This is a genomic window from Mesorhizobium sp. M6A.T.Cr.TU.017.01.1.1 (assembly GCF_004023115.1).
In the GTDB taxonomy this organism is placed as follows: domain Bacteria; phylum Pseudomonadota; class Alphaproteobacteria; order Rhizobiales; family Rhizobiaceae; genus Mesorhizobium; species Mesorhizobium mediterraneum.
The window spans coordinates 1-12,155 of sequence record NZ_RZTA01000025.1; the positions used below are offsets into that span (position 1 = coordinate 1).

Annotated in this window: 10 protein-coding genes and 4 pseudogenes; 9 read left to right on the forward strand and 5 right to left on the reverse strand. The window is 59.4% G+C overall.

Annotation, left to right across the window (positions count from 1 at the left end; genetic code table 11):
• Positions 1-917: pseudogene (gene istA, locus EOB36_RS10710) on the reverse strand (IS21 family transposase); the annotation flags it as partial.
• 475 nt (positions 918-1,392) lie between these two features.
• On the opposite strand from istA, the gene EOB36_RS34630 reads away from it, so the two are divergent.
• On the forward strand, positions 1,393-1,782 hold the full coding sequence (locus EOB36_RS34630; RefSeq protein WP_206637156.1) for a hypothetical protein: 390 nt from the start codon (positions 1,393-1,395) through the stop codon (positions 1,780-1,782).
• A gap of 356 nt (positions 1,783-2,138) precedes the next feature.
• Here EOB36_RS34630 and EOB36_RS10720 read toward each other — a convergent pair whose 3' ends face one another.
• A complete protein-coding gene (locus EOB36_RS10720) occupies positions 2,139-3,455 on the reverse strand; it encodes a type II toxin-antitoxin system HipA family toxin (protein WP_128284822.1) in 1,317 nt (438 codons plus the stop codon).
• Positions 3,445-3,783: a helix-turn-helix transcriptional regulator gene (locus tag EOB36_RS10725; protein ID WP_245467721.1), complete on the reverse strand. Its 339-nt coding sequence runs from the start codon at positions 3,781-3,783 to the stop codon at positions 3,445-3,447. The genes EOB36_RS10720 and EOB36_RS10725 overlap by 11 nt, the downstream gene beginning before the upstream one ends.
• Before the next feature lie 604 nt (positions 3,784-4,387).
• Here EOB36_RS10725 and EOB36_RS35720 point away from each other — a divergent pair.
• The 4 genes and pseudogenes from EOB36_RS35720 to EOB36_RS10740 all read left to right on the forward strand — a co-directional run.
• Positions 4,388-4,450: pseudogene (locus EOB36_RS35720) on the forward strand (hypothetical protein); the annotation flags it as partial.
• 43 nt (positions 4,451-4,493) lie between these two features.
• Positions 4,494-5,045, forward strand: a complete 552-nt coding sequence (locus tag EOB36_RS10730) for an insulinase family protein (RefSeq protein WP_281035475.1) — start codon at positions 4,494-4,496, stop codon at positions 5,043-5,045.
• 354 nt (positions 5,046-5,399) lie between these two features.
• Entirely contained in the window at positions 5,400-5,972 is a 573-nt protein-coding gene (locus tag EOB36_RS10735) for a hypothetical protein (RefSeq protein WP_245467722.1), read from the forward strand.
• Positions 5,965-6,821: pseudogene (locus EOB36_RS10740) on the forward strand (aldehyde dehydrogenase family protein); the annotation flags it as partial. The gene EOB36_RS10735 and the pseudogene EOB36_RS10740, both read left to right, overlap by 8 nt.
• Here EOB36_RS10740 and EOB36_RS10745 read toward each other — a convergent pair.
• Positions 6,818-7,139: pseudogene (locus EOB36_RS10745) on the reverse strand (hypothetical protein); the annotation flags it as partial. The pseudogenes EOB36_RS10740 and EOB36_RS10745 overlap by 4 nt on opposite strands.
• 331 nt (positions 7,140-7,470) lie before the next feature.
• Between EOB36_RS10745 and EOB36_RS10755 the strand changes: the two are divergent.
• From EOB36_RS10755 to EOB36_RS35000, 3 genes are all read left to right on the forward strand, one after another.
• The gene (locus tag EOB36_RS10755) at positions 7,471-7,746 is read left to right on the forward strand and encodes a hypothetical protein (RefSeq protein ID WP_126097371.1); all 276 of its coding nucleotides are present in this window, start codon (positions 7,471-7,473) and stop codon (positions 7,744-7,746) included.
• Positions 7,747-7,856: 110 nt separating this feature from the next.
• On the forward strand, positions 7,857-9,050 hold the full coding sequence (locus EOB36_RS10760; protein ID WP_245458614.1) for a TlpA disulfide reductase family protein: 1,194 nt from the start codon (positions 7,857-7,859) through the stop codon (positions 9,048-9,050).
• A gap of 464 nt (positions 9,051-9,514) precedes the next feature.
• Positions 9,515-9,718 (forward strand): hypothetical protein, encoded by a 204-nt coding sequence (locus EOB36_RS35000; protein WP_245467724.1) that lies wholly within the window; start codon positions 9,515-9,517, stop codon positions 9,716-9,718.
• Between the two features lie 122 nt (positions 9,719-9,840).
• Here the strand turns inward: EOB36_RS35000 and EOB36_RS10770 are convergent, their stop codons facing one another.
• Positions 9,841-10,353, reverse strand: coding sequence for a hypothetical protein (locus tag EOB36_RS10770; RefSeq protein ID WP_245467726.1), 513 nt, complete (start codon positions 10,351-10,353; stop codon positions 9,841-9,843).
• A 1,208-nt stretch (positions 10,354-11,561) separates the two neighbouring features.
• On the opposite strand from EOB36_RS10770, the gene EOB36_RS10775 reads away from it, so the two are divergent.
• Positions 11,562-12,047: a hypothetical protein gene (locus EOB36_RS10775; RefSeq protein WP_128284825.1), complete on the forward strand. Its 486-nt coding sequence runs from the start codon at positions 11,562-11,564 to the stop codon at positions 12,045-12,047.
• Positions 12,048-12,155 lie beyond the last annotated feature (108 nt).

Here is a 12,155-nt window from a genome sequence, read left to right on the forward strand (position 1 = left end):
GCGACCGGCATAGGGAATGAAGCTGGCGCGTTCTTCTTCGAATACGTCCCAGATCGTGCGCTCACCCTGTTCGGGATGCCGACGCGCCTTGGCATTAGGCAACGCATTTGTCGGCCAGCCAGCCGTTGAGATCCTCCAACGTCTTGAAGCGCAGCCTCGGTGTGAAGAAGCGCTCGCGCACCAGCCCGACCTGGTTCTCGACTTGCCCCTTCTCCCAGCCGGCCGCCGGTGTGCAGGCCTCCGGCTCGACAAGGTAATGCCCGCACATCTGCGCAAAGCGGCGGCTGTAGCGGCGAATCCCTGCCGATGAAGATCGCGTCCACCGCCGTCTTCATGTTGTCGTAGATGCCGCGCGTGCAGGCGCCACGGAAGAAGGCGAACGCCCGGTCATGCGCGTCGAACACCATCTCGTGCGTCTCGCGCGGATAGGCCCTCACGAAGAACATGCGGCTGTGAGAGCCGCATGTGCGCGACCTTCACTGTCACCGTCACGCCGTCGAGCAGGACGATCTCGTGACTCCAGTCGAACTGGTAAGCCTCGCCAGGTGCAAAACTCAGCGGAATGTAGGCCTCGGCCACGGCGCTGGCGCGATCCGCCGCCCAGCTCTGAGCATGCCGCCACCCCGAACTGTAGCTGCCGTCATAGCCGAGGCCGCGAAGCTCCTCGAAAATACGGATCAGCGTCAGCCGCTCCCGCTGCGGCTTGGCCGCATTCGCCGACAGCAGCCGGTCCAGCGTCTCACGCCAGGCTCCCATGCGGGGATAGGGCTGGTGCTTGCGCTCGTAGCGGAACTCCGTCTCCTCAGAACGCAGGACCTTGCGCACCACCTTGCGCGAGATCTTCAGCTCGCCTTGCTCGACTTCCCCTGGACCAGCGACAGCCGACGTATCTTTGCAATCGTCTCCAAAACCAACATCCAAAACACAAATGCCTCGGATCAAGCCGGAGGCATCTTGATGACCCCATCGTTAAGGGGTCCCGTTTGGACGAAAAGCACCCCTTAAACAGGGTCCTCATTCCACGAAAAATCAATGCACTACCTTCCAAAGCTGAGAGAGATCGCCACCGACCGCTTTGAAGGGGCTTTCGGCGGTCTCGTCAGCGAGGTTGTGGCATGAAGAAACATCAATCCACCGCATTGGGCCGAAGCATGCCACGGGCTCATGCCGCGGAGAGCGGGAAGATATTCTTGAAAGAAGCGGTCTCCGACATCAATAACGACAGGATCGGCAGCTTTCTCACGTCACTTGAGGTCGAGCGTGGCAGTTGCGACCCGCAATGCAAAGGCTGGCGGCGATGAATACCTTTGCGCGGTCCCTGATCTCGGAGCACCCCGAATATATGGATGCGCTGCAACTGGTGGTGACACTTCCCTTCAAGAGGGCGCGCGGGTGGCACCTGTCGCATATCTCGAAGGCCCGGAAATCAAGAGCGTCCTGGCGCGTATCGACCGCCGCACGCCTTCTGGACAGCGGGATTACGCGCTGTTTTCGCTGATGTTCAATACGGATGCACGAGTTCAGGGAATCCTGAATCTTCGAATTTGTGACCTTCGTCTGGTATCGCCCTGTCCCGCCGAGCAAAGGGACTTTCTCAACGACCGCGGCACACCGCTGACCCGGTTCGGTGTTCGATACTTGCTGCGCAAACATGTTGATATGGCTGCGGGGGAAGGAACCACCCTGGCGGAAAAAGCATCCATCACCGCTCTTTGCGGCACACGACGGCCATCCACCTTGTCAAGGCGGATGTTGACATCGCCACCATCAGTCAATGGCTAGGCCACTCGGGGCTGAACGTAACGATGCGCTACGCCCGGGCCGGTATCGATATGAAGCGGCAAGCGCTCGAACAAGTCTTTCCCGACGTGATGTCATCGGCAAAAGACCAGACGATCATCGCTATGATGGCGGGATGTTAGGCTGGCTGCACCGCTTGTAGACGCTCAGTTATGTGGAGTTGTATCGTGGGAAGTCGCGCGTCTGTGGGCTCTTGCGGTGTCAGCTCCACATCTCTCCGCTTGCACGTTGTCGCTGTCGAAGAGCAGTCTGTTCATGTCTTCGTGCTGGCACGGCAAGGATTGTCCATATTGTGGGCGTCTTGCACTTGCCGAGCTTATCCGAAATCCAGCGCCGGATCAGGCGTGAACACTGTTGCGTAGTTCGTCAGCCAGAGCGCGGAGAACGTCGGCGCTCCCTTCCAGCGCCGTAAAAGCGTAGGGATTGAGGAACTGTCGGCCCCAGAACAGATTGCGATCTGTGCCGGATAGCGTAGCTTCCTCGCTGACACGCGGCCAATTCTCCGCAATGCATCGGAGCTGGCCTTCAACAATCGCTAGAGCTTCCGGCGCGCTGAGCAGGAAGTGATGCGCGGCTTCAAGGCAGGAGGCGATCCGGCTCATGCGGTTATTGCCGCTGATGAGCATGGCCTGGCTGGCCTCCTGGCCACTGCGGGCCTGCGGACAAATATCGTAGGCAGGCGTGAGGGTGAGCTTAGCTCCGTCCCAGAATGCCGCATGGTTGCGGGCATGATCGTCGGTGTTGCCGCAAAGTATGTTGAAGACAATGCGGCTGAACAACTCGCGCAGAGTTTCCGACGGCGCGGTGAATCGGTGGCGAATGATCTCCGCCAAATCCTGGTAGCTGGCGTAACGCGCCATCATCTCATCGAGCGCGAGCATCGTCAGCGCTGAGACCATGGATTTGCGTTGCCAGCCGCCCGTGACCTTGATCCGGTCGAATCGCTCGACGAGCAACACGTCCTTGCCTGCGGCGCGAACGAGCGAGACGGATGCCGCTCTGATGCCGCACAAGGCGGCAAGCCGCATGGCTATGAATTCTCCTTTGACGACGCTATAAAGGTCGGCAGACGAGGAAAATTTCGCGACATGCTTGACGGCGTCGTCCTCGATCAGCGCCTTTGGCCTTGCGCCGCCGATCGAGCTGCCGTGATGCAGCGCCTGATCTAATTCGGGGGTGAGCGGAATACCTTTCTCTACCCGCTCCGCCGATTGGACAAGCTCTTCGAGAGTGGCATTGGCCAGTGCGCGCGGTTCGTAATTCGTGGGCGAAAACTGAAAATCGAGCGCGCCGATGCGATCCGAGCCTGTTTCCAGCAGGAACGTCAGTTCTGAAATATCGAGCCGCGCGATTTCATCGCCCTTCACACCGAATTTGCGGTTTAGGATAACCCGTCGTCCCCAGGCATCGGGGGCAGCATCGCGGATGCATCCCGGCATAGTTAGGCCAGGAAGCAAAGGCAATTCGCCTGCCTTCAGGGGCAGTTCCGGGAGATAAAGCGGGATCGCGCTGCCCAGTTCACGAAAGCTCCTGCCATAGTTGAAGCTGACGAGTCCGTCATGGGCATATAGCCGCCCGGCGACAACCGGTGCGGTCTCGCCCGGCAGCCAGACCCAGACATAGGCTTCGTCGTACTTGGGGACCTTAGAACTCATCGACGATCTGCTTGCCGGCCTTGTAGACGTGCTTCGGCAGCAGCGCGATGCGATCGTCCATGCGGCCTGTGAGGGCTGTGATGCCCTTGCCGTCCGCATCGAACAGCTTCACACCGACAATGGCAGCAGCTTCGAACATCAGTCCGATTTCGACTTTGGGATCGCCCTTCTCGATGCGCTGCAGGGTGCTGCGTGAAACACCGATTCTCTCGGCTAACTCCTGTGCGGTTAACCGGTGCTGCATCCGGCCCAGCCGGATGGTCTTACCGAAAAGGCCAAGCGCTTCCATCGCGTAGCGCGAATAGGTGCGTTTATGCGCTGCCGTCATTCGGGTCTCCGTGACCTATGCATGATCCATATCGCCATCTTTCGACCTTTATATAGGTAATGTCGCAGAGCGACTGCCAAAGTCAAGACTCCGTATCGTATGACCCAATCCCCCTGATTCGACTTTATATGCAGCAAGAGTTCGCATCACGGCTACGTTCGGAAAGCGAGGTAGAATGCGACGGGAGACGCAAGCGTTACACATCCGAACTAGGAAGGCGAATATTGCCTACGGCTCTGCACAACCGGGCCAGCTCTGCGCGCCTCGGGCGAGGCGGAGATCTGGCGCTGGATCGCGGACAGCCTTGAGACGCCTCGCATGAGTCATTCGATGGGCGGTCCCTGGTGCGAGGCCGAGGCGCTCGACTGCTGGCCGACATCCTCGGCGGCGGGACTCGCAGCCGGCTATACCAGCACTTTTCGACCGCATACGCGCCTAGCTTCTCTCCGAAATCATTGCCAATGAGCGCGAACCTCACGCGATCGCCGAGCTGGCCTGGCGGCGCGGAATCTACGGCGTATTCGAGACCGCCCAAGGGAGCCTGACCAGCGTAACGCCCTCCGATCTAAGCGCCTTCCACAAAGCCGCTTTCGCCCGCGACGGGCTGCATGTGGCGGTCGTAGGCGACATAGATGCCAAAGCCCTGAGAGCAAGGCTCGACCAGCTGTTCGGCGATTTGCCTCAGAAACAGGCGCTCGCCCCCGTATCTGATGTCACTAAGCGCCGAGCGGACGCAGGTCGCATACGCCCTCCACCAGACTTCGCTCCAGCTGGCCTTTCTCGCCATTGGACGCAACGACCCGGAATTCTACGCGGGACAGCTGATGAACGATATAGTCGGAGGCTCACGATTTACCTCACGTCTGTTCCAGGAAGTGCGCGAAAAGCGCGGCCTTGCCTACGGTGTCTCGTCCAGCTTGGAAGGCTACCAGCATTCCAACATGCTTGTCGTGACGACGTCGACGCGCGCCGACAGGGCGGCCGAGACGCTCGACCTGATAACACAACTGATCAACGAGCTGGTGGACACAGGCCCAACAGCGGCCGAACTCGAAGCGAGCAAGAAGTATCTGATCGGCGCCTATGCTATCCACAATCTGGGTTCCTCCAGGTCGATTTCCGCCACGCTTGTCGGGTTGCAGCTCGACAAACTCGGCATGGACTACATCCAGCGCCGCCCGGCCCTCATCGAGCAGGTGATCCTCGACCAGGCAGGGGGGGGGCGGCGAAGAAGCTGCTTTCGGCCGGGCGTTGGCCCGTGACAGCGAATAATCCCACGCTCTACAATAGCTGAAGGACTCGCCGAACTACGTGTGGCTGATCCGACTATGGTGTGGCAGAATGAACGCCTTGAGACTGCCTGCGCGCCCTCGCAGACCAGGTTCTCTCCCGTGATTCGATTCCCGCCCCGAAGAATGCCGTCGTTCCGAGAAAGTATTCTAACTTTTGCGTATACCAAATACGGGAAAGTTAGAAACTCTTGAATATGATGATTATGCTAGCTTTCCCGTATCTCAGATACGGGAACTTTAGAAAATGGCCCTTCACCTCGTTGGGAAAACATCGATAAAACCCGCAGCCACTATCAGGCTGAAACGGGCAAGCTCGTCCAGTTAATGCGCGGCATCTATGTCGATGCCGGGGAGGATATCGAGGCCACGATACTCAAGCACGCCATCGCCAAATACCTGTATCCCAACGCTTACCTCTCGGCGGCGAGCGCTGTGCTTCTCGGCCCGACCCGGGATGGCCGCCTGTTCCTGAGCGGGCGACGAATACAGCGCACGCGCTTACGCTTGCTGGAAATCATTCAGAACCCAGCTCCCGACCACCCATCATTCGCTCAAGCGGTTGTCGATGATGGAATGGGAGAATTCCGGATCGACGTCTCCTCGATGCGCCAGCGCTTCCTCGAAGCTTTCCGCCTGCGCAGCGAACACGCGGCATCCATCGGCGAGACGATGCGCGAGGCAATCGCGAACCGCCTCATAGAACAATACGGCAGCGCCCAGGGCGCTGCCGACGCGACATGGGCGCTTGCCGGCGCGAACCAGCGGTATCGCGAGGGCGAGCACGCCGAGCGCTTTTTCCTCCGCCCTCCACTGACCACAGAACCCGCACGCAACGAAGCCGCGCTCGATCTGATCGTGGCGTGGCACGGCTTCGCGCAGCAAGCCGGCTTTTCCTGACGTCGTCGTCAACCTGGTCTATGCGACCGAAGGTGGTCGCGTGGGGCCGCGAACTCTGCTCCAATGCCAAGGTCCGAAAGATCAGCTTTACAGGCTCCACCGCGGTTGGCCGACTGCTCATGCGCCAGCGCTCGGACCAGATCAAGAAGGTCAGCCTCGAGCTCGGCGGCAATGCGCCCTTCATCGTCTTCGATGACGCGGATATTGACGCTGCGGTTGACGGCGCGATCCAGGCGAAGTTCCGCAATGCCGGCCAGACTTGCGCGTTTCATCGAACCGGCTTTACGTCCAATCGAGCGTTCACGATGAGTTCGTCGAGAAGTTCGTGGAGAAAGTCCGGCACTTATCGGTTGGGGACGGCTTCGCTCCGGGAGTGGACGTCGGACCACTCATCGACATGCATGCTTTGGCCAAGATCGAGTCCCACATCGCAGATGCCGTTGCCAAAGGTGGGATAATTCGATGCGCGGCCGAACATATCGGCAAGGATGGCACCTTTTTCAAACCCACAGTCTTCACCGAGATCTCCAGCATCATGGCGGTTGCGCAAGAGGAGACTTTCGGGCCGTTGGCGCCGATCATCCGCTTCCACGATGCGGATCAGGTTATCTGTGAGGCAAACGACACGATTACGGGCTCGCCGCCTATTTCCATGCCTCGAACCTGAGGCGTGTCTGGCGCGTGGCCGAGGCATTGGAATATGGCATGATTGGCATCAATACGGGGCGTATGTCTTCGGAAGCGGCGCCCTTTGGCGGCTTGAAGCAGTCCGGCATCGGGCGGGAGGGTTCCCGCCACGGGCTCGAAGACTACCTCGGAATGAAGTACCTCTGCATGGGTGGAATCTAAATGACGTCGCCCCGAGTTTCTCCAGTTTTGGGTTCGTTTCCGGCGTGGGTTGTGCGCTGCTGGGCGGGTGAAGCGACGGGCGCTGGCGCGGAACCTTTCGCATAGCGCAGCGCGAGCGACCGTCGCGGGTTGAAGGTGGTGGCGAACTCGGCCGGTGTCTGCCAGGCGATTTGGGAGTGCGGCCGCGCGGTGTTGCAGTCGGCGCGCCACAGGCGATAGCGATGCTTGCCATGCGCATGGAATGCCATTCGACCGGTTCTGATCCGCGCAGGAGAGGATGGCGTTCGAGATGAACTCGCTGGCATTGTCACTGACCAGTGATGAGCCGGTTCAATTCCCGGGCAACCAAGTGCCCTCGACCGTGCTGAATAGCGCGCCTTTGCCATACCGGCGGATTAGCGCGGCCGACCTTACTTCGGCATGATGCGAGCAATTTCTGCACCAGGCGCGCAACGTATGCCACTCCCTCAGATCGCCCAGCGATACGTCTGGGCCTGCATGTTTGCTGCCTTCTGCGATGGCTTGCCGACACTTTCGGCTCGCCGGGTGTGATGATCTTCTTCTGCGTCTTTCCCTCTCGGCGATATTGCCGTTCGGCCGTCCCGACCAAGGCCAAACCTCGGGCCGTTTTCCCGTTCCCGGGTCGAGCTTGAACGTCTCGTCGATGATGTCTCTGGCGTGCTGCGAGCTCAACGCCGAGGCGCTTGGCATCGATGCATGGCGCGACATGATTGCGGCGGTGTCGCACGGGTTCGACGGTTTGGGCTTCAGGATCGTGCGGATGGGCCACGCTTTTCTGGCGGCGCGAAACACGGGCAATGCGCGTTCAAAACCTGACAAAGGCAGAAATTTGTCAGGTTCAATCCAACCGCCATCCGGGCACTACGGAGGTTTTTCAAAGCATATTCATGCACTTGCGCGCTGAGCCCGCTGGCATGGACCTTGCAACGCTTGCAGCAGGACGGTATGCAATGGAGCAGACGAGGATGTTCTCTCCCCTGAACCGTGTGCCGTCTCTGAGAGGGAAATAAGCTCGTGCAGAAAATCTCACAACCTTTGACAACGGCTTTGGAGAACAACGTGGTGTTGCAGATCGAGTCCCCGGCTCCTTCGATTCAAGCGGAAACCTGGCTGCGTGGCGAGCCCCTCACCAGCTTCGAGCCTGGCAAAGTGTACATCGTCGAATTTTGGGCAACTTGGTGCGGTTCGTGTGTGGACGGGATGCCCCATCTGATGCAGCTGCAGGAGAAATACAGGGAAAGCGGCGTTGAGATCGTAGGAGTCGCGGCTAGTGAACGCGCTCCAACGGCCGATGAGGCCCGAAGCACGTTGGACGCTTGGTTGACGGAAAAGTTCCCGAATTTGAACTATCGGATCGCATTCGACTCGACAGGCGAAATGGACAAGCTTTGGATGGAGCCCAGCTTTTCTTTCTGGATTCCCACCAGTTTCGTGGTCGACCGAGACGGCTGCATCGCCTTTATTGGTGCACCGACGGAACTCGATGAGGTCTTGCCGAAGGTGCTTAACGGCAGCTGGCGCACCAGCGATAAAGCAAAATCCGCCGATGCGGAGCGGATCGCGGAAGGCGAACCCATAGCGCGCGAACAAGCGCTGAAGAAGCCGATCAATGACAGATATCGGGCGGCGGTGGAGAAAAAGAATTGGAGGACGGCGCTCTCGGCGATCGAAGAAGGCATCGCCTTGATGCCGGACAACCTCGGTTTCCGCCGTTCTCATGTGAATCTGTTGCTTCACAAAATGAAGGACATGCAGGTCGGCTTGCCCGTCATGCGCCAATTCGTTCGCGACGCGATCAACAGAAACTCCGAGAATTGGATGGTTGCGGCGTTAGACGAGCTCTTCTTTCCGAACTATGACCATTCGCACTTTCCGTCTGCTGAGCGCTTGGCGATGGGAAAACAGCTGTCCGAACACATCCTGGCACTGAATCCCCCGGAAAGCGACAAACGTAAGCTCCTGCCCTATCGTTTGGCAGCCCTCTACTATCACGAGAGCGGCAACAAAGATCGGGCGATCGAGTTGATCGAGCTGGCACTGAAGTCGCAGGGCGGTCCGGAGCTTATCCGGGACGAAGATGAACAGCGCGAAATATCGCATTTGCTGCAGTTCCTGGCCTACTTCAAGGGTGAGAAGGTTTGTTACGGCGCTCTGTGTGCGGTTCCAAACAATGGCCGATTCGACAGCTGGTATACCGTTTGCGGCTGACCGCCAGCTTATGTGAGGGACAGAATTGGCCGGGCGGACAGCTCTTGATGCGAACGGCGCAAACCCCGCCCGGCTTGCGAAATCACCTGGGCCGCTCTTTTGGACCTAAGTCCGAAGGACTGCGGCCTTGTACGATGCCCGCCTTTGTTTAGGCGCGCTATGAGCTGAGCTACGGGTTTTGCCCGCTACTAACCGTTCGCCAGCCTGGCGCAGGTGCCTCTCAACACCTCCACCACACCAAGGTTTCATGCCGGTAGCGAATTCGATCTTGGCGGCATGGCCATTAAGCACATGGGATGGCCTCGCTGGCGGCATGCCTGTGATCTGGTGCTGCAGCCTACGCTTGCCTCCGCCAGCGGTTCGATGAGGCAGCCTGTCGCACAATTGATATCAGGATTTCAATGCCGGAACACCGGCGCCGCCCTCAATTCAATAATGAGGTGTCGCGCACCACGGTTGGCTGCTTGATCCAGGCAATTCAGGCCGCCGTCATCCTCAATGAGGTGACCTCGACCAGAGCCTCGGCCTTGAATGGCATGATCGAGGTGCATGGGTGCGGCCACCGTCATTTTCGTCAATCCGAACGGGATTTCTTGCGACCGCTTTGCGGCTTTATCCAACACGCCAAGGACCACACTGTCGACAGGCGGCGCGAGCTTGGCGCCTAGGCGTCCACGTCAACAGATCCTTCTGACAATTGGGACTTGTACGATCACCTAGGAGGCGAGAGCCCATGACGATCATCGTCGCGCCGGCCGCGATCTGAAGCAGGCGTCGGCGCGCCTCCCGCCTATCTTCTGGCGAGGCTTCGGTGAAAGGCGCCGATGGCGGAACGGAAACACCAGGACCGGCTGAATACCGAGCTGTGCGATCGCGTTCGGCCAAGTTGAGGAAAGCGAGCTGAAGGCAGGACTTTGCACGCTGGCACCGCGTTGCCGGGCCATATAAGAGATTTGGCCCGACGCGAGAGGCGGCACTCGTGGCCAGAGAACGGGATCGCACCGGCCGCCACGCTGTCACAATGCCGAAGTTGGTGATCCGGCACGACGCATAGCTTCTTCCCGCTCTTTGGCGATGAAGCGTACCAGCGTGTGAATCTTGAGCACACCTGAATCACTTCGTCGCCGAGAACCAACGCCGGCGTGACGTTGATGTACAGCTCCTTGGCGAGCGCGCAATGGCGCTCGAGGACGTTTTCGATGGCGCGGTCTTCCATGTCCCGCTTGAGCTGCTCAACCTCGAGGCCAACGTGTCGTGCGATAGTCAAGATGTCGAATTCGCTGAGCTGGCCGCGAGCAGCCATAAGGGCGTGATGGAACGCCTCATATTTTCCCTGTTTGCTGGAGGCGAGCGCCGCCAGTGCGTCGCCAGCCCGGAAAAAAGCAGGGCTAGAGGACTGAAAGGGCGATAGGGCCGGCTTTTGGATTAAGCATGGGGGGCTCCAAGTAACGGTGGAAGGCAGGGCAGCAACGGCTGGCCTTTTGACGTCAAAGGGGGCACCGCTTTAATGCCTCACCCGCTGTTCGCGGATGACGGGAGGTCAAGGGGCTCGTGCTATTCGAACAGATGCGGTGGGATGGCTGGGCCCAACAGCCGACCAATCCGTGAGCGGCGCTGTGTGCGTGCGAACTGCCCAGCCGCGGTCGCCGTTCGCCGAGCGGCTTCAGGCGGCCGAGTGCGATTGCTGAGCGTGACTGCAGCAAACACCTGCACGTAAAGCTGGGATAAGAGGGCTTAGGGGCGCGGGACTCGCGCTGCGGGTGTGCGGGATTATATTCAACAATTCTTGTCTCCTGACCGGATGGAGGCGGGTTCCTCCCTCCCGGGCATCTCCCGTGGCTGCGCTCCGGTCTCACATTGCACCAAGGGTCCTGGCAAGCTCCGCGCCAATTGCGACAGCGCCGATAAACGAGCAGGTTTCCCGAATTGATAAGGGCTCACGCGCCGTGGCTTGTGCGGATTCCAGCACTCGCTGCTCGCGAATACGTGCACATGCAACTTAAGCGACGGCGGAAGCAGCCGCGTCGCAGGAACGGGCCAGGAAATCCTCGCCCTGCCCTGTCCGCTCATTCCGCGTTTGGCGGCGCAAACTGCGACCGGGCCTTGGCCCACTGATCGGCCGCGCGGAAGCCGCTGTGAATGGTGTAGCACGATCGGGAATTTCATCCAGCGCGGCAGCCAGCCTCTCGAGTTTCTCGCGATCGTTCTCGCCGGACCGGAAACGATCGGCTTCTGCCTCTTGACCTTCTCGGCGAAATTGCCGTCCGCGACACGCTTGACTGCAACATTGGCCAGCATGCGTTGGCAATATCCTTGTTGCGCAGGAGATCGAAGAAGGCATCGTCCGGCTGCCACAATGCGCCCATGCCAACGTTCAGATGGTTTACCGACCGCCTGGACCACGGCGCATCAGGCTTCTACGGCCTCTATCGTCTAGCCATAGGGATGGTGAGAGCGCGTACCACATCCTAGTCGGAGCGCTCGAAGGGCGGCGAAGACAGGCGCCATGGCATGGTCGCCGCCATTGCCGCCGGCTTGCGCCGCCTCATCCGGCGCCGAACAAGGCCAAACCTGGCGCTGCTTTTCGGCTCGAGCTCGCGGGTCAAGTTTGAACGCGTTCACGACCATCTGGCGTGCGGCAACTTCAACGTAGTGGAGCCCGACATCGATGCGTCAGACGACGTCATGCCGCGTGTCGCACGCGCTCTTATGGTCTTCGTGCTTCGGGACCGTGCCTGTGGCCACGCCTTCTGGCGGCGCGAAGCAAACAAAATGTCAGGTTCACGACAACCGACATCTGGGCACTGTGGAGGTTTTCAAAGCAAATGGCGCTTACCGGGCGCTGAGGTGTTGGCACGGCCTTTGCAAAAATTGGGAAGGTGGCAACACGGAACGAGGGTCTCTCGCCTTATTGCCGGACACGAAGCCAAAGCTTCCGAAGGTTTAGGCCGGAATGAACTCAAAGCACAGTTGCGCTCTCTCTGCCAGAAATTATGAAGAGAATGAGCGCTGAAGCACATGACATTGGTTACGTGGCGTCATTTATTGGGCAATTTCTTGTCATTTGTTGATCTATCTCGACGAGAACAAAAGATGAGCGGGGAA